This window comes from Planococcus sp. 107-1, assembly GCF_021513255.1.
Taxonomy (GTDB): domain Bacteria; phylum Bacillota; class Bacilli; order Bacillales_A; family Planococcaceae; genus Planococcus.
Genome location: NZ_CP090977.1, coordinates 443,085 through 468,753, shown reverse-complemented (window position 1 = coordinate 468,753; position 25,669 = coordinate 443,085). Strand labels below are relative to the sequence as shown.

The window sequence follows — 25,669 nt, the reverse complement described above, 5'->3', positions numbered from 1 at the left end:
TCCGCCTTCTATTTTAAGAAATCTTAAGATTCGTGACGACGTGTACGTCCTGGACGACCTGAACCGTTTCCGCCTTCGCGGCGACGGCTTGCGCCTGAAGATGGACGGCTTGACGATGATGGACGGCCTGAACCAGATGAACGGTTGCCTTTATAGCCACCGCCGCCTCCGCTGCGTCCGCCTTTGCCTTTGTATCCGCCGCCTCCACGTGAAGGAAGTGGGCGCTCTTCAGAAATTTGAACTGGAATATCTTCCGGCTCTTTCGTCATTGTTTTAAGTGCAGCAGCAATCAAATCAACAGCATCAAACTTCTCAAGCATTTCCGTAGCAAATGCACGGTAATCGCCTAAGTTGTTTTTCTCTGTCATTTCGATCAATTGCTCCATTGCAACGCGTTTTTGACCAAGTACAGCCTCGTCAGCAGTTGGTGGAACCAATGCTTCCATTTTCTTCTTCGTTGTACGTTCAACGATGCCCAAGTAGCCCATTTCACGCGGTGTTACAAACGTGACTGCGACTCCTTTTTTACCTGCACGGCCAGTACGGCCGATACGGTGGACATAGCTTTCAGGATCTTGTGGAATATCAAAGTTGTAAACGTGTGACACGCCTGAGATATCAAGTCCGCGAGCTGCTACGTCAGTTGCAACTAAGATGTCGACTTTTCCTGCTTTGAATTGTTTCAATACAGACATACGTTTTGCTTGGCTAAGGTCACCGTGAATTCCTTCAGCTACGTAGCCGCGGATATTCAAAGCTTTAGCCAATTCGTCAACCCGGCGTTTTGTACGGCCGAAGATGATTGCAAGTTCTGGCTGTTGAACATTCAAAAGACGTGAAAGGATGTCGAATTTCTCGCGTTCTACTGATTTCACATAGAACTGCTCGATGTTTTCAACAGTCATTTCTTTCGATTTAATCTTAACGATCTCTGGAGTCTTCATGAACTTCTCTGCAATGCGGCGGATTGCATCCGGCATAGTTGCTGAGAACAACAGGGTTTGGCGACTTTCAGGGACAGTGGCCATGATTGTTTGGATGTCTTCGATGAAGCCCATGTTCAACATTTCGTCTGCTTCGTCAAGGATCAATGTGTTTACATTGTCCAATTTAAGCGTACGGCGGTTAATGTGGTCTAATAGACGTCCTGGTGTACCAACGATAATTTGTGGGCGGTTTTTAAGTGCACGGATTTGACGGCCGATTTCTTGGCCTCCGTATACTGAAAGGATGCGCACGTTTTTGTCTTGGCCCAGTCTGTAAAGCTCTTCAGAGACCTGGATTGCCAATTCGCGGGGTTGGCGCGATGATCAATCCTTGGACATTACCGTCTTTAGTGTCGATTTTTTCAATCAAAGGAATACCGAATGCAGTTGTTTTACCTGTACCCGTTTGTGCTTGTCCGATAATGTCTTTGCCTTCCATTCCAAGACGGATCGTACCTTCTTGGATTGGTGTTGCTTCTTCAAACCCCATGCGTCGTACGGACTTCAAAGTTGTTTCACTAAGATTTAATTCTGAAAATTTTACCAAATTTTTTCAATCTCCTTTTGTCTTCATCTGATTTACAAATGGTGTACATTTTAGATGAATTCGTGACAAGGTCGAGCCTTTATGAGGAACTTTCACGTCGAAAATCATACTCTGTAGTTTTAAGTCAGAGGGGATGTGTGAACAGGAAAAGCTCGGGCTTTGCCGAGCGGTCTGATCGGCGGGTGTTTGAAACCCTGTAAGTAGAACAAACCGTTTTGCTCAAAAAAATACTCTTCACAGGGAAGAGTGCTTCAAAAATGTATCCATTGCTTTCAACAGAATAACACGATTCCCCCCTACTTGCAATCAATACGCAAAGGTTCTAATAATCAGTTTACTCTTTTTGCTGCTTCATGAAATACAGCGCTTCGCTAAACCAGTCTTCGCAATCATCGCTGTAGCAAATCAAATGCTTCCCTGAATCCGAATGGATGATCTGTTTATCAAGAGAACCGATATTCTCGTAAATGAAATCTGCAGCCGCCGCCGGAACGATGCCATCTTCTTTGCCTTGGACGATGCAAACCGGGATTTTGATGGTTTTATAATACGGCTCTACCATTTTAACCACCCGCAGAAATTCAATAGCTGAACCGATGGGCGTATGCGTCAACTTGTATTCATAGAGATGAAACAATGGATTTTGGGCCAGCCGGCCGTTAATTGCATCCGCTGCCGCTTCTTTGACTTCTTTTAGCATTTGGGCAGCGCTGATGTATTTAACAGCAGCGCTCAACAGAACAAGGCGTTCTATTTTATAGCGCAGCGACAAATACATCGCAATCAAACCGCCCATGGAAAATCCGACAACGATGACGCGGTCGACTCTTTTTTTCAACTTGCGCATTGCAAGCTCAGCTTCCATCATCCAATGCTCCGCAGTCATTTTTTTCAGGTTGAGTTTTTCGCCATGCCCCGGCAATGTCGGCACTTCCACAATCCAGTCGGTATGTTCTTTTATATAATCGGCAAACGGCTGTACTTCAAAAGGACCGCCTGTAAAGCCATGGATGCATAAAACGCCTGTCTTCAAACCGCTCACCACTTTCGCTTCAAGATAAACAGAAACTCTACTCAGCAGGAAAGCTTCCCGCCAAGCAGAGTCTATTATTGCCCGGTAAAAGGCTCGATGATATTTTCCAAGGCCATGCCGCGTGAGCCTTTGACCAAGATGATTGAATCCGGAGTGATTTTTTCTTTGAGCAATGACACGATAGGTGCATAATCGTCTTCGCTCCACAAGAGTTCCCCTTTAAAAGAAGGAAGCATTTTATCATAAAGCCATTTCATGCGCGGTCCGTATAAGCAAACGCCCGCAATATCTTCTGAAATGTTTTTCACTAAAGCTTCGTGATAGGATTGTTCGTTTTCACCAAGCTCCAGCATGTCGCCTAGGACTACCCACTTATCGTCTTTCATCGTGGTTTCACGGATGAAATTCAAAGCGGCATTCATCGAAGACGGCGCAGCGTTATAAGCGTCATTGATGAACGTAGCGCCTTGTTCGGTTTTAATGATTTGCATACGCATATCGGTCAGCGCTGCATCTTTCAGCGACTTACGGATATCTTCTTCCGAAAGGCCCGCTTCAAGTGCCACTAAAATCGCAGACAAGGTGTTCTTCACTTGATGCTCGCCCAGCACCGGAATGGTGAATGCTGCATCAATAATTCCACTGACGAGGAAGCTGCTGCCATTCTCGGTTGCTTTAATATCGGTTACGGTCAATTCATTATTATCGTCAAAACCGAAAGATACCGCTTGCGGGAAATTCTCCACGAATGGAAGCAACAACGGTTCATCGCCGTCATAAAAAAGCTTGCCATGGCTTTCCAGTCCTGCAGTGATCTCAAACTTCGCCTGTGCAATTCCTTCTCTTGATCCGAGATCCTGCATATGCGCTTCGCCGATATTGGTGATGATGGCATAATCCGGGCGCGCAAGTTCCGACAAGAACTCAATCTGTCCAAATCCGCTCATGCCCATTTCCAGGACAGCGAATTTCGTATCTTCGTCAAGCGACAGGATGGTAAGCGGCAAACCGATTTCATTATTGTAATTCCCCTGGGTTTTCTGGACTTTGAAATAGGGTTTCAAGACACTCGCCACTAGATCTTTTGTCGAAGTTTTCCCGTTTGAGCCAGTGATGCCGATGACCGTGACAGACAATTCGTCGCGATAAGCTCTGGCCATTTCCTGCAAGGCTACTTCACAATCGTCCACTAGCAATAGCGGAAGGTCTTCTGGCGGATTTGGTTCGTCGCGCTGCCACAAGGCTGCAGCGGCTCCCGCCTCAAATGCTTGCACCACATATTTATGTCCATTGACATTTTCACCGCGGAACGGGATAAACAGATCTCCCGGCTTAAGCGTTCTCGTATTGATCGAGGCACCTGTCACTTCGATGCCTTTAAAACTCGTCTTAACTCCAAGCCACTTGGCAATTTGTTCAATCTTTTTTTCATTCGGCTTCTCCACTCAATCTATTTTAACTTGTAGTAATTGCTTTTCCTCATGGCGTTCGATCGCAAGTTTGACCAAGCGTTCAATCAGCTCCGGATAAGGCAATCCTGTGTTTTCCCATAATAGTGGGAACATGCTGTAAGGCGTGAACCCTGGCAATGTGTTGACTTCATTGATCAATAGCTCATTTTCAGCGGTAACGAAGAAATCCGCACGGACAAGGCCGGAACAATCCAGAATTTTAAACGCTTTTTTAGCTGCAATCACTAATTCTTCATAGACTCCTGCATCCAGTTCAGCCGGGATGATCATAGCCGTATTGCCATCTTTGTATTTCGCCTGGTAATCATAGAAAGCTTTTAGCGGTTTGATTTCTCCAGCAACCGAACATTCAGGAACATCGTTGCCAAGTACGCCGATTTCGATTTCTCTGGCCACGACGCCTTGTTCCACAACGATTTTGCGGTCGAATTTCAACGCCTCTTCAACAGCTGCCGACAATTCCTCCGGGTTTTCGGCCCGGCTGATGCCGACGCTTGATCCGAGATTCGCCGGTTTGACAAATACCGGCCATTGCAATTCCCTCTCCACTTTGTTTACCCAATAGCTCTGATCCGCCATCCAATCCCTGCGAATAAAATAAACATAAGGTGTTTGTTTCAACCCAGCGATTTCGAATAATTGCTTCATAACTACTTTATCCATACCCGCTGATGAAGCAAGTACTCCATTGCCGACATAAGGTAAATTCAAAACTTCAAGCAAGCCCTGTACAGTCCCGTCTTCACCGTTTGGCCCGTGAAGAAGCGGGATAATGACTTCCAGATTCTGCTCCTGTTCAGATGGAAGGAACCCTGAAATGTCATTTGGAGAAGAGGTCTCTTCACTCAATTGAAGCTGCTCGATGCTTTGGACTGGGCCTTCAAGCATCGCACCTTTTTTCCATTCGCCTTCATGTGTGATATAGATAGGAAAAACTTCGTATTTCTCAAAGTTCAATGCTTGAGTTACGGCTTGCGCAGTGGATAGCGAGACTTCATGTTCCGCTGACTTTCCTCCATATAATAAACCGATTCGTTTTTTCATTCTGAAAAACCTCCGCTAATATATAAGCCCGAACTCCCGGCTTTTTCATTTTGTTGAATTCTTTTTGCATAATGACTAGTTTATCACGAACAACGGGAGACGAAAATTTTTTTCTGTCAAGCGCCGAAGATTTTCAATCCAGCTACCCCTGCAATTATACACGTCAAGAAAAACAATTTTGCCGGCTGTCTGCTTTCTTTAAAAAACAGCATGCCGACGACTACACTGCCAGCTGCACCGATGCCTGTCCAAACTGCATAGCCGGTGCCTACAGCAATTTCCGTCAAGGCCTGTGACAGCAAATAGAAACTGAGCGCTCCACTTAATATGGTTAGGACCGTATACTTCTTTACTTTAAAGCCTTCTGATAATTTCATGGTCGTCACGAAAGCCACTTCAAAACATCCGGCAATTATTAAGGTCAGCCATGCCATCAAGAATCGCCTCCTTCATTCGCCGCTTCTTTGCCGTCTACAACTTTTAATCCGATAATCCCAAAAATCAATAAGCCTAAAAACACGATTTTTTCAAAGCTGGCATTTTCGCCAAACAGTGAAATTCCGAGTATGGCAGTGCCGGCCGCTCCAATTCCTGTAAAAACGGCATAAGCGGTGCCGATTGGAATAACCGCCATTGCTTTTGCGAACAATAGAAAGCTGACCACGATAAACAACAAAGTGACAATCGATGGCCCGATATTCGTAAAGCCGTCCGCAAACTTCAAACCGATTGCCCAGACGATTTCCGTCAATCCGGCTATCGTTAAATAGATCCACGCCATGTTTTCCACACTTTCCTTCCTCATTTAACACTATTCAGCCTGAGCCTTTTCAAAAAAAATAACCCTCGTTTCCGAGCGTTATTTCCACTGCTTCGTTTTGCGGTCAAACACAATTTTCCGGCTGACGTCCTGTTTTGTGTAATGTTTGATATCCGACCAGAATTCATCCAGAAACGAAATTTCCTCAACAGACCGAATATGCAATTCAATCGTATTTTTCGTTTTCTCAGGATCCGCCAAGGAAATTAAAGCGCCTTCTCGGTACTCGCGTTTCAGCGACTCCAGAATTTCCCTCGGCAATTCCGGCACCAAGTCACGCGTCTTGCGGCGCCAGAAGTTCTGGCCCGATGTTTCTCTGCGGATCACTTGAGTAAAATAATTTCCAACTAATTCGTTCAGCCTTTCCAGATGGCGGAAGTAAATCTTCGTGGTCTGCTCTTCCTCACTGGATAGATAAACAAATTCGTTTTGCAGCGTCGAATAAAAAGGAGGACGCACGGTTTCCTTTTTATGTCCGATGTAGAGAAGCTCCGCCTGTTCTTGCGGGGTCAATGAATTTAACTGCTTCTCGCTCCTAAAATCGATCCAGCAAAACTCGCTTTTCTTATTGAGCCAGGCTTTCCGAAGCTGCGCATATTCTTCCTCTGCAACAAACTCCATATAAGTATGCATATTGAACGAAGCATCGTCATAAGCATGCTTTAATAATAAAAGATTCTTCGGCATTTTCATCGCATCGATAAAATGAGCAAAGGTGAGTCCGCTGAAAAGAGCGAATTGATCCGCGTCATTCAAATAAATATATAAGTGCTGTATATAATAATCCGCGTTTAACGGTTTTTTCACCATATTCCCCACTCCATTCTTCTCAACTATTATACGACCATTCCACTGAAATATGAAACATCCTAGCTCTATTTGCGTCATTACTTTTGGTATAGGCATATTCGAAGGGAATACGTTATAATGTAATCCGGCTTATAATAATAAAAAAGTACAGGTGAACGCTCATGCAAACAAATAAAGGCTTCGCCGATCGCGTAGATTGGCCGTTAGCTTTCATATTATTTCTCTTTTTCGTCGTCAGTTTATTGGCAATATCTTCCGCCCAAACCGCCGGGATATACCCAACAAACTTTGTCCCGCCAAGCAGTTTTCTACGTTGTTTCAATCGGCATGATTTCTGTTCTTATGTATTTTGACTCGGATCAATACAAAAAAATGTCTTATTACCTATATGGTTTCGGTATTTTCCTATTGTTTGTTTTGATGATTTCTCCTGGCGGCCCTGGCCAGATTGCAGAACCGGTCAATGGGGCGAAAGCCTGGTTCCATACACCCGTCGTCAATCTTCAGCCCGCTGAATTCATGAAAACCTTCTATATACTGGCCATGGCCAAGATGATTTCCGCGCACCATGAAAAAAATCCGTTAAAAACCTTAAAAACTGATTTTGTCCTTCTTGGAAAAATTGGCATCATGCTCTTTATCCCGCTGGCCTTTATCCTGACACAGCCCGATCTTGGGACCGCCCTTGTATTTATCGCGATTACACTCGCCTTGATCGTCGTTGCCGGCATCTCTTGGAAAATCATCGTGCCAAGCTTTGGAGGAGTCGCAGTCATTGGAGGAACCCTTTTATGGATGGCCGTCTACATGCAGGACTTCCTTTCCAATGTATTAGGAATCAAACCTTATGCGCTTGCCCGGATCTACACATGGCTCGACCCGTATGAATATGCTGATACGGATGGCTATAACTTGATTGCCGCCATGAACGCTATTGGTTCCGGTGAAGTGTTCGGCAAAGGGTTTCAAGGGCGCGAAGTGTACGTACCAGAAAACCACACGGACTTTATCTTCACGGTCATTTCGGAAGATTTCGGTTTCATCGGTGCAAGTGCCGTCATTATCTTATTCTTCATGCTGATTTATCATTTGACTAAAATTACGCTGGAGCTGAAAGACACATTCAGCACCTATGTATGTGCCGGAATCATAGCCATGATTACGTTCCACGTTTTCCAGAATATCGGCATGACCATCCAACTTTTGCCGATCACCGGAATTCCGCTGCCATTCATCAGCTACGGAGGAAGCTCGCTGATCGGGAATATGCTTGCACTCGGCATTGTGTTCAGTATGAAGTTCCACCACAAGACCTATATGTTCGGAAATGAGAAAGAATCCGAATAACGAACTAACGATTATATTCTCCACATAAAAACTCCGACGCCCTGCGCCGGAGTTTTATGTTTGCGATTGTGTTTGCGGCAATGCTAATGCTCTAAAGAGTTCTACGCGCGGCTTTGTGATTTTTGCTTGGATTCCCAGTTTCGATAAGTTTGAAACGATTTTGCGAACTTCTACTTTTTTCGCCATCCAGATCACCTCTTTATGTTTTAGTTATTTATTAAGACGTTGGCCAGTTTGCCTAGTTTCGTTTAAATTACATAATGTTTGACTTTTCTGTGTCTCTGTTATAATACCATCATTTCAAGATTTTAAACTTATCATTTTGATGACAAAGTAAATAATTTGTGAAGAAAAGAGTTTACTTTATTTACGATTCTTCTCCATCTTCTAAAAAGCTCCCTCGTCCACTCCACAACTCTTTACAAATTCGTTTGTCGCCGCATTAAAACAAAGGTAAAATGGCACCAAAGCCTTTATTTAGAAAGCAGGAGTTTTATTTATGAAGAAAACCATTTTATTACTGATGTCCGTGCAATTTTTTGTTTATCTGGGGTTTGGCATCATCATCCCCGTTTTGCCGGAAGTCGTAGTGCAGCAAGGTTATTCCGATATCCATGTCGGCGGACTCATTACTATTTATGCGCTTTCCTCTTTTTTCACAGCACCATTATGGGGCCGTTTGTCTGACCAGACCGGCCGAAAAAAACTGATTTTAATCGGCCTGGCCGGTTTCAGTCTGAGCTTTTTCCTTTTTTCCCTGTTTCTTGATCATCTCGTTTTGCTTTATGCATCGCGGATTATCGGCGGCTGTTCTCCGGGGCACTTTACACGGCCGTTACCGGCTATGTCGCGGACATTACAACAGACGATGAACGCAACAAATACATGGGACTGCTTGGCATGTCGATTGGGCTCGGCTTTATCTTCGGACCGGCGATCGGCGGATTGCTCGGTGCCGTTTCACTCTCGCTCCCTTTCACAGCTTCCGCTATTTTAGTGCTGCTGTTAATGTTCTATGCGAGCCTCGTTCTAAAAGAACCGGCACGCCAAGGCGAAGCCGTGAAGCGGAAACTTTTGCCAAAAGGCGGCAGCATTCTTTGGCAATACCGCATCCGCTATTTATTTCTCTTTTCATTTGCCGTCACATTTTTATTGGCGGGACTTGAATCGACGTTCCAATTGTTCCAGATTGACCAAATCGAGATCACGCCGCTTCAGTTAGGCTACCTCTTCATGGCAAGCGGGCTCGTAGATGCAGCCATACAAGGAGGCGTAGTGCGCAGAGTTAAAGACGGTTCTGAAACCAAGTGGATTATCGGCGCTCAAATTGTAACGGCTATCGGCCTATTGATGCTGCCATTCACCAGCAGCCTCATCTTTGCAGGTGTTGCACTGAGCGTGTTCACTGCCGGCAATGCATTGGCCAGAACCGTGCTCGTCTCGCTGACTTCCAAAGAATCCGGCGGGAAGTATGGGACAGCAGCCGGCATGACTTACTCCATGGATAATATGGGACGCATCATCGGCCCTCTCTTTTTCACGTGGCTATTGACCATCCAATCCGGCTCTGTGTATTACCTGTCCGCAGCTTTAGCGCTGCTCAGTATTTTGCTTATCGTTATTTACCGCAGCTCCGCTAAAACATTGCGAAGCCATTGACCGACGCTTGTGAGGTCAATGGCTTTGCGACGAGCTTGCGCAGGAGCATGGGTTTATTGACCGACGCTTGCGAGGTCAATGGCTTTGCGACGAGCTTGCGCAGGAGCATGGGTTTATTTCAACCAGTTTCACGACAATTTGAAAAGCAAGCACCTCTTCATGAGGTGCTTGCTTTTTTGATATCTTATATGGTTTAAAGAGGCGTACCGCCGTTGATGTGAATGACTTGCCCGGTTACATAAGAAGAATCATCAGACGCCAAGTAGACATAGCCCGGCGCTAATTCATCCGGCTGCCCGGCACGGCCAAGCGGCGTATTTTTGCCGAATTCCGCTACTTGGTCCGCAGGGAATGAAGCCGGAATGAGCGGTGTCCAGATCGGGCCTGGCGCTACTGCGTTTACCCGGATCCCTTCTTCAGCGAGCGATCCTGAAAGGGCGCGCGTAAACGAAAGGATGGCGCCTTTTGTGGATGAATAATCGATCAATGTCGGCATTCCTTGATAAGCTGTGATGGAAGTCGTATTGATAATTGAACTTCCTGGCTTCAAATGGTCAAGTGCCGCCTTTGTTAAATGGAACATTCCAAAGACATTGGTCCGGAACGTCCGCTCTAATTGCTCCGCTGTAATATCTTTTAATGAATTTTGAAGATGCTGCTCGCCAGCATTATTGACCAATACATCCAGCTTTCCAAATTCAGAAATCACTTTTTGTACGGCTTCCTGGCAAAAAGCTTCATCCCCGATATCTCCTGAAATCAACAAGCAGCGCTTCCCTTCCTGCTCCACATGTTTTTTCGTTTCTTCCGCATCTTCATGTTCATCCAAATACGCAATCGCAACGTCTGCTCCTTCTTTTGCAAAAGCAACGGCTATCGCCCGTCCAATTCCGCTGTCGCCGCCTGTTATTAATGCCGTTTTTCCTGGAAGCCGCTGCGCTTTGCCTGCAAGGTTTCCAGTAAAGTCCGGTTCTGGGGTCATTTCTGATTCAAATCCTGGTTGGCGCTCCTGCTCTTGTGCGGGTAAGTTTTCTGGCTTGTCTTTTTCCATCGTCTCGTCATCCTTTCAAGTTTGGTTTCGTGTTCTAAACTTTTCCCGTTCTTTTCTTCCCTAAACATCCTCAATAAGTAAAATGCCGCACACCCGAATCCTACTCAAGTGTGCGGCATTTCAGTTTAAATGACCGGTTTAGCCGGCGGGGTGCCGGCAAGTTCTGGATAAGCTTCTTTCAAAATACTTGCACGCATCATATAGGCTGTCAAAAGCACGAGGCAGATGCTGCATCCCCATATGACATACTGCGCAGGCACGAAATCGTATAATAAGCCGAATAATAAGTAGCCAAGCGGCATCATCGCCATGGCCATCGATTCCAAGATACCGAATACGCGGCCCCGGTATTCTTCGGCCACATCTTTTTGCATCATGACGCCGATTGGGGTATTGACACAAACATTCGACAAGCCGAAAGCGAGCATTAAGATAATGAAGTACAAGACATTCATTGTATAAGACATGTCCAAAACCAATGGCAACGCAAGAGCTGCCAAAACAACGGACATGGCGAGAATCGCCCTTTTCGAAAACAACAATGGGAACTTGACTTCTTTTCGAATCGAGAAATAAATAGATGCTGCAAGCATGCCGACCGCAATCATTGATTCGATAATACCGAAATGCGTCGCTTCCACTTTTAATTGCTGCACTGCAATGAACGGCAAACCGATCATTAAAGCGGAGAAAAAGAAATTCAAGCCGATGGCCGTTGTGACAATCACCATAATAACCCGGTTCGTCCGAAGGTAAGCGACACCTTCCTTCATTCCCTGCATGACCGATTGTTTCGGTTCATCTGCTGTTTTTACTGCGGCGTTCGTAAAGAGCCTGAAATTCATCGTCGCTTCAAGAACAAGGGCAATGGCATAAGCCACAATTTCAATTGTGAGGAAAACATTCATCGAAACGAAGCCGAACAGCATACCGCCAATAACAGGCCCTCCGATGGCAGCAATCGAAACCGCCGACTGATTGAACCCCATCGCTTTTTGAATGCGGTCCGGATCAATTAAATTCGCAATCGATGCGGAAAAAGTGACGCCGTTGAACATCGAGAATATCGATACTAAGGCAGTCGCTGTATAAATTGCAGGCAGCGATAAACCGATAGCTAAGCTGTAGATCAACAATCCACTAACTGTAATAATACCGCCGAGCTGGGAGAAGATGATTAATTTCTTCTTCGAATAATTGTCTGCGGCGTATCCAGCAAACGGCGCCAAAATTGTACGCGGCAAAATACTGCAAATCAAATTGACAGCGAAACTGGCAGCCGACCCCGTGAGTGCCAATACATATAAACTGATTCCAAATGCATAGACGCTACTGCCGAATGCAGAAATGAGCTTGCTGATCGTGAAGGTGTATAAATGGTAGCTGGCCCGTTTCATCTTTGCTGCTTGTGACATTTTTTCCATCCCCTTAGAAAAAAGTTTAATTTAATTAAACAAAATATATCATGGTTAAATTGGCATCGCAAGAGAAAGTTTAATATAATTAAACTAATTTTAAAAAGAGGTGAATGAAGTGGAGACTTTAGGGGAACGCATCAAGAAATTGCGCAAAGAACAAGGCCTAACGCTGCAGACACTTGCTGGCAGCGGACTGACTAAAGGGATGCTGAGTTTGATTGAAAACAATAAAGCCAATCCATCCATGGAAAGCTTGTCTTATATAGCGGAGCAATTAGGCATTGATAAAGATGAATTATTAGCGGAAATTCCGACGAGCGAATTGCGGGAGCTGTTGCAAGACGTTGAGAAAATGTACCGAGCCGAGACAGAGAATTACAGCGATGGGTTTATCCAAATTGCTGAAAAGATTGAACCGTATGTTGCTTCCCTTCCATACCGCTATGAATCGGCCAGATTGCTTGAGATTTATAGCCGAAGTCTGTATTACGCCAAAAAAGAAGGCTGGCAATCTTCTCTTTCTCAAGCAGAAGAAATGTATGAAGGCCTGCATTTGATGAACAATAGCGCTGAAATCCATATGTTCCGTGCAATGCTGAAATTCAACGAACACCTTTACAGCGATGCCCTTTCCATGCTTCAAGAATCTCGGAAATCCTTTGAAGCCCGGGATGCTGTGCTTGATTCGCTGAAAAAATTGGATTTTGATTTTGTAGAAGCAATCTTGTATTTTGCTATCGGCAATGATGAGGATGCCGTCCGCATTATTGATGAAGCGGTCGAATATTCAAAAGAGCACCAAATTTTCTATAAGATGAACGACCTTTACCGGGTCATGAGTTTCCATGCCATTTTAAAAAACAATCAGGACATGAAAAATTATTACGTCCATAAGCTCCGGCTCTTTGCCGAGTTTTCAGATGATGAAAAAATTGACATCACGTTGGATTTGCTGGAAGCCCATTATTTAAATTCTTTTGCACATGAATACGAAAAAGCGGAAGCGATTGTCGATAAAAATCTGGAGAAATATAAAGAAGATGAGATTTCTCAGTTTTTCCTTGAGAAAGGAAAAGCCCTATACGGACAAGGCCGCCTCGAGGAAGCGCTCGACTGGTTGAAGCGCCATAAGATTTGGGAATTTCTTCACCACCCATATGACCTCGCGATGAATTATGAAAAAGACGCTTATATCGCTTTGATATACGAGCAGCAAGGCCAACACGAGCTGGCGGTAAAGCATGCGGACATCGCCAAAAACAATGTTTTACCGATGTTGGATTTGCCTTATAAAAAATTCATCCTGGATGTGCATCAACAAATCGTCCGATAAAAAGATAAAAGCCTGGCCGATTTCCTATCGGCCGGGCTTTTATTTATCTATATGTTTAAAATAGCCTTCATGGAATTTCATGAGCTGCTGCCAATCCGCCTCAAAATCCGGCTGGATGCAAGACACTTGGAACAGCTCTCTTTCGTGAAGGTAAGAGCTCATACTATGAAGCTCCAACCCGGACAAATGCGCATCCAGTGCGAAATGTTTGTAGTTGTGCTCGCCTTTAAAAGTAATCGCTGTCGGAAAACCTTCTGCAAGCTTCGGCCAATTTGCAGTATCCCGCTTCACTGAAGCCAGCCGATCCGCCAGTTTTTCCAAAACGCTCGGGATAAGCATCCAGCGCAATTTTGAAGCTTTTTAACAATGAAAAGGACAAAGTAAACGGCACCTTATTGCTGTAATGGCCTAAATCCAAATACGCAGGCAACGCGGCATCAGGCGTTACAGAATAGGAAGCAAAAACGATGGCGAGCCCACTGCTTGTCCCGATTGCTTTTCCGCTTACGGCCGTCGCAAGCCAAATATTTTCAAAGGAAAGCGGAACCGCCCCAAAACTGCTGACGGCATCGACGCAAAGTTTCACTTGCAGCTGATCGCAGATTGCTGCAAAACTTCCGATATCGTTCAGCATGCCTGTCGAAGTTTCACCGTGCACCATTAAAAGCCAGCCGAAACTTTGCTGCTGGAGTCGCTTTTGAATGGAAGCCAGCGAAAAAGCGCTGCCCCATTCCTGCTCCTCTACTTCAAAATCCAGTTTCCACTTGCTTGCCTGATCTTTTAGCCGTCTGCCAAATTCACCATTCACTAAGACTAAGCCGCGGCTTTGAAGCCGGCTTATTTGGGCAAGCATCGCTTCATTGGCAAGCGTTCCGCTGCCGAATAAAAAATGCGGACAAGATCCGGTCATCTCTTTTAGCTTTTCTTTCGTTTCTTCCAATACTGCCTGGAAAGTGGACGAGCGATGGGAAACCGGGTCTTCCGTAAAAGGTGCCGCAAGCGGCCCCGTTAACTTTACGGGTCCCGGCAAAAATAATTTCCGTCCGGTTTGGAGGCGTGCAGCTACAGACTCAGCATATTGGCCGCGCGTCGTAGCCATTGGCACGAACACCGCATCCCCTGTTCCTACAGGATCTGCGATGGCTTTAAAGCCCAACTGGCCATATAATTTCAATTGCCGTGTGGTCCCTGAAATGACGGCGGCATCGAACCCTTCGGCGTAGCAATAATCCGAAAGTGCCCGGGCCATCAGGAAAAACACCCGGCCGTTCCGATGCTGTTTCCGGACCGCCATCAATCTGATTTCGCAGATTTTGCGGGAATTCGGCAAATACTGCTCTACCTCACCGATTTTCAGGTCCAATGAAAAAGGACGTTCAGACCGCAGCGCAATCATACCCACGAGGAGCGTATCCGCTAAAACAATCAAGTACGTATTCTGTGCATGAAAAGGATCTACCCTCACCCCTGAACCGTCTGCTTCGTGCTGGGGAATCTCCTCGACAAAGGTCTCATAATTCAATTGGGCAATCGCTTGAAATTCTTCCTCGCTTCGGGCAATTTTGCACCAGTACACAGCCATCCCCCCTTCTATTCGCGTTCGAAAATCTCTTCTATTCTATAGAGACTCAAATCAATATCCAGAGGTTCCCCTATCGCCAGCTTCGCTAATTGCATCCCTAAATACGGTCCTGCTGTCAGACCTGAGGACCCTAAGCCGTTCGCTGCAAAAAGATTAGCATGGCCTGGCACTGGCCCAATGACCGGCAATGCACTTTGAGTCGAAGGGCGAAAACCGGTCGCGGCTCCCGTCAACTCAGCTGCCGCAAGCCCTGGAGCTGCGTCAAGCGTTTTATCCAGGATATGATGGATTCCGCCAGCTGTCAGTTTCGTGTCGTATCCTGCATCGTTTTCATGCGTGGCGCCAGCGACGATGCGCCCTTCTGAAAAAGGCACAATGTATAATCCGTAAGGCACCATCGCTACCGGCCACTCTTCGGTCGGCGCTTCTTCCGAATGCAGATGAAGAATTTGCGCTTTTTGCGGCACAACTTTAAATTGCAGTCCGAGCGGTTCGAATAGCTCAGCCGCCCAAGCACCCCCCTGTGGATACGATGCTGTCTGCATAAAATTCCTGGCTGCCTGCTTTTACTCCTGCCACTTTCGTTCCTTCTAGGATCAGCTCTGCATTTCCATGCACTTTTTTCGCTCCCAGTTTCACTGCTGCTCCGATTAAAGCATCTCGGACAGAATGCCCTTCCACTCTTGCTGCGCCGCTGACATAAAGAGAACCATATGGTCCTGTTGCGAAAGGGAATCGTTCTTGCGTCTCTGCCGGGGAAAGCCTTTTAACTTCCCCCATTTCCGGCGCTTCTTCCCGGCGTTCACGCGCCTTTTCTTCCATCTTATCTAATTTGCTGTCTTCATGTATGCTGACGATGCCAACTTGCTTATAGCCTGTTTCTTGCTGGCCAAGCGCTTCCAATGCCTGGATTAATTCAGGGTAGTAAGCAGCCCCGTTTTTCGCAAGTCCATACCAAGCCTTATTTCTTCGCTGTGAAATCCACGGACAAACGATTCCGGCCGCTGCACCAGTTGCTTGCCCTGCATCTCCTCGATCGATCAATGTCACTTCTGCACCGCGCTTGGCAGCTTCGTATGCAGTAGAAGCCCCGAGAATTCCGGAGCCGATAATAATTACTGACTTCATTTAAACACCCAGTCTCTATAATTTCTTATCTTCATTTTACTGGAGTTGGCAGTCATACTCAAATGCCTCCGACTTTGAATGGATTTAAAAGCTCGGGATGAGGGTAGAGATTAAGAAAGAAAATTTATCTGGAAATCAAGGAGGCGTTTTTATGGAAAAAAGTTCTTCCACTGAGAAAGTATTGCCGGTGACCTCATTTAGAAGCGGATCCGGTTATGAAGTCGCACCTGATATATACTGCTATACCATTCAAGTGGCGAATGTGTATTTCATCGGAAATCCAGCCGTAAGCAATGAATGGGTACTTGTCGATGCAGGCATGCCGGCTTCTGGACAGCGTATTTTAAAAGAAGCAGAAAATCATTTTGGCCCCGACCATAAATTAAAGTCCATTATTTTAACACACGGCCATTTCGACCATGTTGGCGGATTGATTGAAATTTTGGAGACACATGATGTGCCGGTTTATGCCCACCCATTGGAATTCTCTTATTTAAAAGGAATCACCGACTATCCTGAACCGGATTTTGAAGCAGAAGGTGGATGGATCGTCAAAATGTCGAAAGAATTTCCAGTGAAAGCCATTGATATTTCAACTCGCCTTCATGCATTGCCGGAGGACGGAACAGTTCCGGATATGCCAGGATGGCGCTGGATCCATACTCCTGGCCATACGGAAGGCCACGTTTCCCTATTCCGGGAGCACGGACGCATCCTTATTGCAGGAGACGCTTTTGTAACAGTCAAGCAAGATTCGCTTTACCGGGTCCTGACTCAAAAGAAAGGTGTATACGGTCCTCCTGTATATTTGACGCCGGACTGGCGGGCCGCTTGGGAATCCGTTGTAAAGCTTGCGGACCTCCGCCCTTCGGTGGCAGCTACAGGGCACGGCAAGCCGATAAGAGGTTCCGCTTTAGCAAAAGGTCTCGTGGAATTGGCTGAGAACTTCCCAGATCTCGCAGTTCCAAAATACGGCAAATTTGTTGATACGCTGCATCCTTAAAATAGAAAGCCTCTTGGAAAAGATTTTCCAAGAGGCTTTCTATAGGCAGCGCAAATAAATACGATTTAGCCGAATAAATCAAAAATATGTTTTAATATTTCAGAAAACGGGTATAAAAATAGTCCAGTTCCGTTTTTTTATAGAAATTGAAATGACATCGAATGGAGATGAGCACAATGATTAAAAGAGCGCTTTTTGTTTCAGACCACGGCGATCCTTTGGCAAAATTAGGAGGCAAACAAGCCGGCGGTCAAAATAATTACGTTAAACAATTAGCCCTTGCCCTTGAGAAAAGAGGTTGGCAAATAGATGTTGTCACCCATTGGTGCGACGCTTCAGCACCAAGAATCGAGAAATTCGGAACTGCTTGCCGCGTCATACGGGTCGAAGCCGGCCATAAAGGATTTGTATCTAAAGATGAAATGTTTACGATGCTCCCGGCTTTCTATAAAGAGATGAAAAGTGCGCTGAATCTTTCTTCATATGATTTGGTCCACACACATTACTGGCTTTCCGGCTTAATCGGGAAAAAACTGAAAGAAGAATTCGGACTTCCGTTTATCCATACGTCCCATTCTCTCGGATGGGCAAAAGCGAAAGCGACCGGCGTTACAGATGCACGGCGCATCAAAGCTGAAAAGTCTATTTTAAAAACAGCCGATCAAGTAATTGCTACTACCAATAATGAGAAACAATTGATTCAGGAAAACCTTGAGTCGCCTTCTCCTATCAAAGTGATCCCCATCGGGGTGGACCAGGCATTTACCGTGCAGGGAATCCGTTCACATCTCAGAAAAAAATCCGGCTTTGAAGCTCCTCTCTTCGTTTTTGCCGGAAGGTTAGAAGAAACTAAGGGAATCTTCACACTGCTGAATGCATTTCAGCTGTTGGTTAATAAGACCGAAGCCAAATTCAAGCCTCGACTTTTGATTGCTGGCGGAGAACAAGATGGGATCGATCACGCCACACGATTGCCGCTCGACCCTAAACTGCGCGATGCTGTCAAAGGCATTGAAAAATATGTTGAATTTCTTGGGCCGCAATCGCAGGAACAGCTGGCAAGGTTGTTTAATATTGCCACTGCTACTATTGTTCCGAGTTATTACGAATCGTTCGGCATGGTTGCTGCAGAAGCTCAAGCATGCGGAAGCCCTGTTATCGCATCGGATGTGGGCGGTTTGAAAAACGTCGTCCAGGATGGCATTACCGGTTTGCTGGTCGAAACTAAAAATGAGATCGATTTAGGAATTGCCATGGAAATCTTGTCGATCAATTCTTTATTGGTTGAACGCTTGAGCCGTCAAGCTGTCAGAATTGCACAGAAAGATTTTGACTGGGATTCCATTTCCGAACGCATTGATTCTATGTATGAGGTGATTAGCAGTGCACGAAGCAAAGCATATATTAGCAACAGACCTGGACGGAACACTGGTTGGTGATTCCGAAGGTCTTCAGCAATTGCTGAAATTCTACGATGAACAAATTTATGATGTTTCTCTTATCTACATTACAGGCCGATATTTTGACTCAGCTTTATCTTTAATTGAAAGCGAGAATTTGCCAGTACCGGATATTTTAGTGACAGACGTCGGTACGACCATCCACATCGGTGAAAACTTTGAACAAGACAAGGACTGGGAAGCCCGAATGTTGGAAAGTTGGGACCCCGATGCGATTGACGCAATTGCCGCCACAGTTTCCGGTTTGACGAAACAGCCGCTTTTGCTTGAAAATCGCTGTTCCTATTACGTTGACGAAAAACAGCCTGTTGAAGAATTCCAAACTAAGCTGGAAGCCTCGGGCATTCCGTATAAATTGATATTCAGCGGTGGACGCGATGTCGACATCGTGCCATTGCCAAGTGGCAAGGGACAAGCTTTGCAATATTTATTGGACAAATACAATATTCGCGATGCAAAACTGTTAGTAGCTGGAGATTCCGGAAACGACTCGGAGATGCTGACACTTGGTTTTCCTTCTGTTATTGTCGGCAACGCCCTTCCGGAACTGTTGGAAAGTGAAGAACACCCCCTCATTTTCCGCGCCACTAAAGGGTATGCAGGCGGAATCCAGGAAGCTTGGAAACACTTCCACTCCAAATAGCCTTCGAGCCGCTTCTACGGCCTTGGAAGGCTATTTTTATACATAATTTATGCGTATTCAAGCAAACATTTGTTTTTTTAGCCAATTCGTTTATATTTAAAGGAAAGGCAGTTTCGTGATTTCCAAAGATTTTTGTGTATTTTTAGATGAAAAAAACAGATTTGCCTATGAACAGGAGGAAATTGAGATGAGTAAAGTCGCGAATTTGCAAAAAGAGTCCATGGTCATGTTGAAGGAAACGAGCCGGACTTTTTTCATCCCAATCAATTTTTTAGAATCTAATTTGAAAAAAACTGTAGCTTCTGCCTATTTATGCATGCGGGCAATTGATGAAATTGAAGACCATCCGGAATTGGAGGATGAAGCAAAAATTCACCTTTTATCCGCAACCAGCGAATTGTTGAAAGCGCCATTCGACCGGTTTGCTTACGAAGCTTTGATCAAACCATACGACAACTTTCTGCCGCCGGTTACAAAGCGCTTAGCCGATTGGATCAGCGTCTGTCCTCCGGAAATCGTGGAAAAAGTGAAGGAATCGACTTCTATCATGGCAGCCGGAATGGCGAAATGGGTAGAGAAAAAGTGGGTTATTGAAACGAAGGAAGATCTGGATGATTACACGTATTACGTAGCTGGACTTGTCGGCACGATGCTTTCCGACTTATGGAAATGGCATGACAATACAGAAACGGATCCAGAACTGGCCATCGCTTTTGGACGGGGCTTACAGGCTGTAAATATGCTCCGCAACTACGATGAAGACCTGGAACGCGGCGTCACTTTTGTACCAGATGGTTGGACGCGTGAAGACATGTTCAATTACGCAAACGGCAATTTGGAACAGGCTAACCAATACGTAAAATCGATTAAAAATAAACGGATTTTGATGTTCTGCAAAGTGCCATTGGCTTTAGCGCACAGTACCTTGAAAGCATTGAAATCCGGAAAAGAGAAAATTACACGGTCTGAAGTTGAAGGAATCGTGGAACAGCTCAAGCAAGAAGAACAGATCAATTAGGCGAGGGACGCATTTGATGACTTATCAAATGCGTCTTTTTTTGTATGGGCTGATATAGGAGAAGATACTTACTTTCGGCTTCACTTTCCTTCTTCCTTTCGACCAAATAGGCTATACTTAAAAAAGCGAAGCAACTATAAACGGGGGAGAAAAATGACGATTTCCATTATTAGTGTATTGACCGCAGCCACTTTCGTACTCAATATTTTTCTAGCTGCAGCGCTTGTCTTTTTAGAACGGCGAGACGCTTCTTCAACATGGGCATGGCTGTTGGTCTTGTTTTTCATTCCGATTTTCGGCTTCTTTGTTTATCTTCTTCTCGGCCGCCAACTTCGCAAGAAGACCCTGTTCAAATGGGAAGGCCGAAAAAAAATTGGTATTGATAGTTTGATCAAGCATCAATTACACGCATTGGACGAAGACGAATTTCATTTTCATGACAACAATGCCCATGACTACAAAGATTTAGTTTATCTTCACTTACGGAATAACGGTGCCGTGCTGACTCAGGACAACTCTGTCCAAATTTTCAATGATGGCCGACAAAAATTTGATGCATTGATTGCCGATATGGAACAAGCAAAAGACCATATACATATTCAATATTATATTTTCCGTTTGGACGGCCTAGGCACTCGTCTTTTAAAGACCTTAACCGCTAAGGCGAAACAAGGCGTCAAAGTTAGGCTGCTTTATGACGATATGGGGTCACGCCGGCTCAGTAAAAGGCATTTTAAAGAATTTATCGATGCAGGCGGAGAAGTTGAAACTTTCTTCCCTTCCATCATGCCGATTATTAACCTGCGCCTCAATTACCGGAATCACCGGAAAATTGTGGTCATCGATGGCCGTGTCGGTTATATCGGCGGATTTAATGTGGGAGATGAATACATCGGCTTAAGCCGGAAATTCGGCTACTGGAGAGACACCCATCTGCGTGTAGAAGGCAGTGCTGTACACCCGCTGCAAACCCGTTTCATCTTGGATTGGAATCAGGCTTCCGCACGCCATGATATTGAATACGATGAAGTCTTCTTCCCGGCCATTCCTGAAAAAGGCAAAACAACAATGCAGATTGTCTCGAGTGGTCCTGACGAAGAATGGGAACAGATTAAAGACGGTTACCTGAAACTGATTAATATGGCGAAAGATTCGATTTATATTCAAACGCCGTATTTCATACCCGATGCAAGCTTCTATGACGCTATCCGAATTGCCGCCTTATCCGGCATCGATGTGCGCGTCATGATTCCGAACAAACCGGACCATCCTTTCGTCTACTGGGCGACTTATTCGTATGCTGGCCAGTTATTAAAAGCAGGCGCGGGTCTATATTTACGATAATGGATTTATCCATACGAAAATGATTGTGATTGACGGAAAAGCATCTACCGTTGGGACTGCCAATATCGATGTCCGGAGCTTTAAATTAAACTTTGAAATAAATGCCTTCATCTATGATGAAAAAGTTTCCACTGACCTTGCGGAATTGTTCCACCAAGACGTTGAGCTTTCGACGGAACTGACAGTAGACATCTATTTATCCAGAACCAAAATGATTAAAACAAAAGAATCGATTGCTCGGCTGCTTGCACCTATCCTATAAGACTATGCCCTAGCAGAAAGCATACAAAAAGCGTTTCCTTCCTTAGTTGGAAGGAAACGCTTTTTAATGTACATCCAGATACTCTTCTAAAGTCACGCCTTTAGCATAGATATCAGCTGCCACTTCTTTGCCGACATAACGGTAATGCCAAGATTCGTGCATGTAGCCGGTAATCTTTTCTGCACCTTGTGGGTAGCGGAGAATAAAGCCGTAGCGATGCGCGTTCTCCATCAGCCATTTGCCGCCTTTTGTGTCACCAAAGGTAGCAGAAGCCCAATGCTGCTCTTGCCCCGTTTCCCCGATATCAAAAGCAAGTCCTGTCTGATGTTCCGAATATCCCGGGCGAGCGCTATAGCGATCTGCCGCTTGCTGGCCATCTTTAGCAACATAGCCATCGTATAAAACTTTCTGGCGTGCAAAATCACGATACGTACTAAATGCCGTCAAATCGATTTTCGCTTTTAGCGCTTCTGTCCGCATGGCTTCAAAAGCGGCTCTCGCTTCTTTGCTTTCACCTGGTGCGTAAGATTGCGGCAGCGGATGTTGTTTGTTGGCGATCAAGATATTGTTAATAATTGTCGGTTTAGCCGGCAATTTTAAATTGTCCTGATATTTTGTCGCATCTTTTACCGGTTGTTCTTTTGCAGGAGGCGTCTTTTCTTGCTCCGGCGCTTTCTCTTCTTCATCAAGCGGGAGGAACTTTTGCTGGTGGAGTTTCCGTTTTTTCCGGTGCTTCCGGTTCAATCGGCTTTTCTGGTTCTACCGGAGTTTGAGGCTCTTCAGGCACAGGCGTTCCCCCTTTTTCCGATGAGACATCTTCATTTGGTTCAACTGTTTCGATTTCAGTTTCGGCTGGCGATAAAGCCTCTAAACTTTCTTCTATATCCCAATTGTGGAGAGACATCCAGTAAGCGGAAACCCCTCCAGCTAAAACAATGACAATTCCTAGGCTAATGAGGATCCATTTTATATAAGGCTTCTTATTTTTCTGATTCATCGAATACCGCGATTGCATGGTTCTCCTTCTTTCTCTAAAGTTCTTTATTATTCTACCATTACTCTCGCATAATTTCTCCCTAAACAAATGAACATTCGGTATACTTTAAATAGAATTTTTTACAAGATACGAGGGAAGAATATGAACAATCAAAAATGGCTTTCACTTAATTTTTTCGCTTTCTTTTTCACATGGGGCGTTTTTCTGCCTTATTGGACAGGATGGTTGACCAACGATAAAGGCATCAGCGTTTCAGCAGCGAGCCTCATCATGGGTGCGGGCATGTTCGCCCGATCACTTTCCACCCTGATATTTTTCCCACTTATGACGCGCATCTTTTCGTTAGGGAAGCTTATGCAGCTACTGGCAATTCTATCTTTCGCCCTTATGCTCCTGCATATGCCCGCTAACTCTTATGTGTGGCTATTCATCTTAACTTTCGCTTTCAGCTTTGTTTATCCGAACTTGCTGCCGGCGATGGAAAGCGGTGCAACCGTATTGATGAAAACAGATCGTATCCATTACGGCAAAAGCCGTTCTTATGGCTCTGTCGGCTACACCATCGCATTATTGATTGTCGGCGGTGCTACGGCAATATGGCAAGAAAGCGCCATTTACTGGGTAATGCTCGGCGGATTGCTATTCATGGCTTTCACCCAATCAGCTACTTCACCTATTCCCTTACAAGCTAAACCTGAATCCAAAAAAACGGATTCTGGAAGCGTCATGAAAGAATTGCTGCGTTCAAAACCGTTCATGCTCATGTTGCTGATCACCACTTTGCTGCAGGGAGCCCACGCCGCTTACTATAATTATGGGTTTATTTATTTGCAGGATGTTGGCGTCAACAGCTTTTACATTGGCCTCATCTTGAATGTAGCGATCCTTTTTGAAATTCTGATATTTGCAAAAGCTGATGCATGGTTCGCCAATTGGTCCGTTTCGTCGATGTTCTTAATCGCCGGTATTGGCTCCACGTTGCGATGGGTGCTGATTTTCCTTTTTCCATCCGTTTGGGTTTTCATCTTCAGCCAAGTTTTCCACGCCTTGTCTTTCGGGGTGGCGCATTTCGCATTTATCCGCTATATTTTCCAAAAGCTTGATCCTTTGCACATTCCTGCTGCCCAAGGAATGTATGCAGCCATTGCTATGAGTTTAAGCGTTGCCGCTTTGACCATTCTTGGAGGTTTTCTTTACGAAATCTCTCCTGGCCTTTCGTTCCTTGGAATGGTTCTATTCTCCGGCCCGGCCATTTTGCTGGTTTTGCTCACTAGAAAAAGATTTTCTTATTAAAATAAAAATTCCTACAAACTACCCCCATAATCTCCGAGGTGACTGCGAATAAATGAGTATCAACTGTCACAGGGAGCTGGGTATATTGAAACGAATTTCACAAAAGGATATCGCAAGCTTAATGGAACGCTTAGATACCTTACTTGAAGAACGCCAAAAAGAAAAATACCAATACAAAAAAACAGCAGCAGCCAATTAGGCTGCTGCTGTTTTTAACTACTTGATTATACAAGAATTGTAACCAACACGATGACAAACAATGCGGCAAAAATGATGGCCATCCCACGCATCCATTTTGCTTCGCGGTCCATGCCTTGTGCTTTCATCTGGCGATAACGGAACGAATTAGTCAACACAAAAAGCAAAGTCATGAATAATACGGTGATTTCTAAATTTCCCATAACGAGAAAAGCGAGCGCTGCCAGACTTAATGCAGCCATCGCAATCCCTTGTATCCATTTCGAATTCATCTTCTTTCACTCCTAAAAAAGAAAGCCGGCAAAGTATGCCGGCTTTTTGTTTTTATTTTTTATCTTCTACAGCTTCCAAAGCTTTTTCGGGATGTTCAGAATAGAACTTGCGTCCGATAAACGTTTGGATGATCAGCAAAATCCCGCCAACTGCCCAGTATACTGGCAATGCAGCCATGGATGAAAATGATACGAACATGATCATCACTGGTGAGATATAAACGAAAAGTTTCATTTGCTTTTGCTGCTGTTCCGGCATTGTCCATAATGAGACTTTTGCTTGGAAGAAGTAAACTGCTCCAGCAATCAAAGTCATTAAAATATCCGGTGAGCCTAATGTGAACCATAGGAACTCATGGTCTTTTACATAATCCGGAGCGTAGAGAATCGCAAAGTAAAGACCCATAATGATTGGCATTTGGATGACAACTGGCAGACAGCCCATGTTCAACGGGTTAACGTCATGCTTTTTGTATAGACCCATCATTTCCTGCTGGATTTTCATTTGTTCCTCTTTGTCTTTTGTTTCTTTTAAGCGCTTTTGAATGTCTTCCATTTCCGGGCGCAATTTATCCATTTTGACTTTCATGCCCTGCTGGCGTTTATACGTACGCAGCATGAACGGCATCAAGATTAGACGAATTACTACAGTAATTGCGACAATCGCTAAACCATAGCTTCCACCGAACAAGTCACCCAAGTAAATTAACGAACTAGCAAATGGCTTTACAAAAATACTATAGAAAAACCCTTCTTGATTCTCGACAGCCGAACAGCCGCTTAATACGAGAACCGCCATTGCCAGAAAGGACAGCAATATCATTTTCTTTTTCAATTTAGTCACCTTCACCTTTTTCAACTATAAAGAAGTATACCTATATGATTGATAAATTTCAATCAGTGACTCTGAATTAGCAAACTTTATTGCATTGTGTGACAAAATAGCGAA

At 44.9% G+C, this 25,669-nt stretch carries 20 protein-coding genes and 5 pseudogenes; 9 read left to right on the top strand and 16 right to left on the bottom strand.

Annotated features, from left to right (window positions below; all coding sequences use genetic code 11):
- Window positions 1–23 precede the first annotated feature (23 nt).
- The 7 genes and pseudogenes from L0M13_RS02620 to L0M13_RS02590 all read right to left on the bottom strand — a co-directional run bounded on the left by L0M13_RS02620 (window position 24) and on the right by L0M13_RS02590 (window position 6,712).
- Window positions 24–1,533 (bottom strand): annotated as a pseudogene (locus L0M13_RS02620) (DEAD/DEAH box helicase).
- 334 nt (window positions 1,534–1,867) lie between these two features.
- Entirely contained in the window at window positions 1,868–2,566 is a 699-nt protein-coding gene (locus tag L0M13_RS02615; protein ID WP_235198184.1) for an alpha/beta hydrolase, read from the bottom strand.
- A gap of 74 nt (window positions 2,567–2,640) precedes the next feature.
- Window positions 2,641–4,011: a UDP-N-acetylmuramoyl-tripeptide--D-alanyl-D-alanine ligase gene (murF, locus tag L0M13_RS02610; protein ID WP_235198183.1), complete on the bottom strand. Its 1,371-nt coding sequence runs from the start codon at window positions 4,009–4,011 to the stop codon at window positions 2,641–2,643.
- Window positions 4,012–5,082: a D-alanine--D-alanine ligase gene (locus L0M13_RS02605; protein WP_235198182.1), complete on the bottom strand. Its 1,071-nt coding sequence runs from the start codon at window positions 5,080–5,082 to the stop codon at window positions 4,012–4,014. It lies immediately after the preceding gene.
- A gap of 116 nt (window positions 5,083–5,198) precedes the next feature.
- Window positions 5,199–5,516 carry a DMT family transporter gene (locus tag L0M13_RS02600; protein ID WP_235198181.1) on the bottom strand — a complete coding sequence of 106 codons (318 nt, stop codon included), beginning with the start codon at window positions 5,514–5,516 and terminating at the stop codon, window positions 5,199–5,201.
- A complete protein-coding gene (locus L0M13_RS02595; protein ID WP_235199250.1) occupies window positions 5,516–5,863 on the bottom strand; it encodes a DMT family transporter in 348 nt (115 codons plus the stop codon). Before L0M13_RS02595 ends, L0M13_RS02600 begins: the two co-directional genes overlap by 1 nt.
- Window positions 5,864–5,941: 78 nt before the next feature.
- On the bottom strand, window positions 5,942–6,712 hold the full coding sequence (locus tag L0M13_RS02590; protein WP_235198180.1) for a hypothetical protein: 771 nt from the start codon (window positions 6,710–6,712) through the stop codon (window positions 5,942–5,944).
- Between the two features lie 161 nt (window positions 6,713–6,873).
- Between L0M13_RS02590 and L0M13_RS02585 the strand changes: the two are divergent.
- Window positions 6,874–8,059: pseudogene (locus L0M13_RS02585) on the top strand (FtsW/RodA/SpoVE family cell cycle protein).
- 54 nt (window positions 8,060–8,113) lie between these two features.
- Here L0M13_RS02585 and L0M13_RS18295 read toward each other — a convergent pair.
- The gene (locus L0M13_RS18295) at window positions 8,114–8,245 is read right to left on the bottom strand and encodes an Lmo0850 family protein (RefSeq protein ID WP_251477275.1); all 132 of its coding nucleotides are present in this window, start codon (window positions 8,243–8,245) and stop codon (window positions 8,114–8,116) included.
- Between the two features lie 313 nt (window positions 8,246–8,558).
- Between L0M13_RS18295 and L0M13_RS02580 the strand changes: the two are divergent.
- A pseudogene (locus L0M13_RS02580) lies at window positions 8,559–9,718 on the top strand (MFS transporter).
- A gap of 193 nt (window positions 9,719–9,911) precedes the next feature.
- Here the strand turns inward: L0M13_RS02580 and L0M13_RS02575 are convergent.
- Window positions 9,912–10,769: an SDR family oxidoreductase gene (locus L0M13_RS02575; protein WP_235198179.1), complete on the bottom strand. Its 858-nt coding sequence runs from the start codon at window positions 10,767–10,769 to the stop codon at window positions 9,912–9,914.
- A gap of 125 nt (window positions 10,770–10,894) precedes the next feature.
- Window positions 10,895–12,184, bottom strand: a complete 1,290-nt coding sequence (locus L0M13_RS02570; RefSeq protein ID WP_235198178.1) for an MFS transporter — start codon at window positions 12,182–12,184, stop codon at window positions 10,895–10,897.
- Between the two features lie 118 nt (window positions 12,185–12,302).
- On the opposite strand from L0M13_RS02570, the gene L0M13_RS02565 reads away from it, so the two are divergent.
- Window positions 12,303–13,520, top strand: a complete 1,218-nt coding sequence (locus tag L0M13_RS02565; protein ID WP_235198177.1) for a helix-turn-helix domain-containing protein — start codon at window positions 12,303–12,305, stop codon at window positions 13,518–13,520.
- 226 nt (window positions 13,521–13,746) lie between these two features.
- Here the strand turns inward: L0M13_RS02565 and L0M13_RS02560 are convergent, their stop codons facing one another.
- Window positions 13,747–15,096, bottom strand: coding sequence for a GNAT family N-acyltransferase (locus L0M13_RS02560; protein WP_235198176.1), 1,350 nt, complete (start codon window positions 15,094–15,096; stop codon window positions 13,747–13,749).
- A 14-nt stretch (window positions 15,097–15,110) separates the two neighbouring features.
- Window positions 15,111–16,230, bottom strand: a pseudogene (locus tag L0M13_RS02555) (NAD(P)/FAD-dependent oxidoreductase).
- Window positions 16,231–16,381: 151 nt separating this feature from the next.
- On the opposite strand from L0M13_RS02555, the gene L0M13_RS02550 reads away from it, so the two are divergent.
- The 5 genes and pseudogenes from L0M13_RS02550 (at window position 16,382) to cls (ending at window position 21,960) form a co-directional block, all read left to right on the top strand.
- A complete protein-coding gene (locus L0M13_RS02550) occupies window positions 16,382–17,233 on the top strand; it encodes an MBL fold metallo-hydrolase (protein WP_235198175.1) in 852 nt (283 codons plus the stop codon).
- A 176-nt stretch (window positions 17,234–17,409) separates the two neighbouring features.
- Window positions 17,410–18,672, top strand: coding sequence for a glycosyltransferase (locus L0M13_RS02545; protein ID WP_235198174.1), 1,263 nt, complete (start codon window positions 17,410–17,412; stop codon window positions 18,670–18,672).
- A complete protein-coding gene (locus tag L0M13_RS02540; protein ID WP_235198173.1) occupies window positions 18,617–19,336 on the top strand; it encodes an HAD-IIB family hydrolase in 720 nt (239 codons plus the stop codon). Before L0M13_RS02545 ends, L0M13_RS02540 begins: the two co-directional genes overlap by 56 nt.
- A gap of 187 nt (window positions 19,337–19,523) precedes the next feature.
- Entirely contained in the window at window positions 19,524–20,354 is an 831-nt protein-coding gene (locus tag L0M13_RS02535; RefSeq protein ID WP_235198172.1) for a squalene/phytoene synthase family protein, read from the top strand.
- 153 nt (window positions 20,355–20,507) lie between these two features.
- Window positions 20,508–21,960, top strand: a pseudogene (gene cls / locus L0M13_RS02530) (cardiolipin synthase).
- A 63-nt stretch (window positions 21,961–22,023) separates the two neighbouring features.
- Here cls and L0M13_RS02525 read toward each other — a convergent pair.
- Both L0M13_RS02525 and L0M13_RS02520 read right to left on the bottom strand, forming a co-directional pair.
- The gene (locus L0M13_RS02525) at window positions 22,024–22,704 is read right to left on the bottom strand and encodes a M15 family metallopeptidase (RefSeq protein ID WP_311195614.1); all 681 of its coding nucleotides are present in this window, start codon (window positions 22,702–22,704) and stop codon (window positions 22,024–22,026) included.
- Window positions 22,646–22,975 (bottom strand): hypothetical protein, encoded by a 330-nt coding sequence (locus L0M13_RS02520; protein WP_235198171.1) that lies wholly within the window; start codon window positions 22,973–22,975, stop codon window positions 22,646–22,648. The genes L0M13_RS02525 and L0M13_RS02520 overlap by 59 nt, the downstream gene beginning before the upstream one ends.
- A gap of 123 nt (window positions 22,976–23,098) precedes the next feature.
- Here L0M13_RS02520 and L0M13_RS02515 point away from each other — a divergent pair, with 123 nt between their 5' ends.
- A complete protein-coding gene (locus L0M13_RS02515; RefSeq protein ID WP_235198170.1) occupies window positions 23,099–24,250 on the top strand; it encodes a 3-phenylpropionate MFS transporter in 1,152 nt (383 codons plus the stop codon).
- Window positions 24,251–24,474: 224 nt separating this feature from the next.
- On the opposite strand, the gene L0M13_RS02510 is transcribed toward L0M13_RS02515, so the two are convergent.
- On the bottom strand, window positions 24,475–24,720 hold the full coding sequence (locus L0M13_RS02510; protein ID WP_235198169.1) for a hypothetical protein: 246 nt from the start codon (window positions 24,718–24,720) through the stop codon (window positions 24,475–24,477).
- A gap of 52 nt (window positions 24,721–24,772) precedes the next feature.
- Window positions 24,773–25,555 carry a membrane protein insertase YidC gene (yidC, locus tag L0M13_RS02505; RefSeq protein WP_235198168.1) on the bottom strand — a complete coding sequence of 261 codons (783 nt, stop codon included), beginning with the start codon at window positions 25,553–25,555 and terminating at the stop codon, window positions 24,773–24,775.
- Between the last annotated feature and the right edge of the window lie 114 nt (window positions 25,556–25,669).

What these genes read in the sequence shown, in the direction of transcription:
- L0M13_RS02570 (WP_235198178.1), bottom strand. Translation starts at nt 12,184, where the DNA reads ATGTCACAAGCAGCAAAGATGAAACGGGCCAGCTACCATTTATACACC.
- L0M13_RS02575 (WP_235198179.1), bottom strand. Translation starts at nt 10,769, where the DNA reads ATGGAAAAAGACAAGCCAGAAAACTTACCCGCACAAGAGCAGGAGCGC.
- L0M13_RS02520 (WP_235198171.1), bottom strand. Translation starts at nt 22,975, where the DNA reads ATGCAATCGCGGTATTCGATGAATCAGAAAAATAAGAAGCCTTATATA.
- L0M13_RS02535 (WP_235198172.1), top strand. Translation starts at nt 19,524, where the DNA reads ATGAGTAAAGTCGCGAATTTGCAAAAAGAGTCCATGGTCATGTTGAAG.
- L0M13_RS02590 (WP_235198180.1), bottom strand. Translation starts at nt 6,712, where the DNA reads ATGGTGAAAAAACCGTTAAACGCGGATTATTATATACAGCACTTATAT.
- L0M13_RS02595 (WP_235199250.1), bottom strand. Translation starts at nt 5,863, where the DNA reads ATGGCGTGGATCTATTTAACGATAGCCGGATTGACGGAAATCGTCTGG.
- L0M13_RS02550 (WP_235198175.1), top strand. Translation starts at nt 16,382, where the DNA reads ATGGAAAAAAGTTCTTCCACTGAGAAAGTATTGCCGGTGACCTCATTT.
- L0M13_RS02600 (WP_235198181.1), bottom strand. Translation starts at nt 5,516, where the DNA reads ATGGCATGGCTGACCTTAATAATTGCCGGATGTTTTGAAGTGGCTTTC.
- L0M13_RS02605 (WP_235198182.1), bottom strand. Translation starts at nt 5,082, where the DNA reads ATGAAAAAACGAATCGGTTTATTATATGGAGGAAAGTCAGCGGAACAT.
- L0M13_RS02510 (WP_235198169.1), bottom strand. Translation starts at nt 24,720, where the DNA reads ATGAATTCGAAATGGATACAAGGGATTGCGATGGCTGCATTAAGTCTG.
- L0M13_RS18295 (WP_251477275.1), bottom strand. Translation starts at nt 8,245, where the DNA reads ATGGCGAAAAAAGTAGAAGTTCGCAAAATCGTTTCAAACTTATCGAAA.
- L0M13_RS02515 (WP_235198170.1), top strand. Translation starts at nt 23,099, where the DNA reads ATGAACAATCAAAAATGGCTTTCACTTAATTTTTTCGCTTTCTTTTTC.
- L0M13_RS02545 (WP_235198174.1), top strand. Translation starts at nt 17,410, where the DNA reads ATGATTAAAAGAGCGCTTTTTGTTTCAGACCACGGCGATCCTTTGGCA.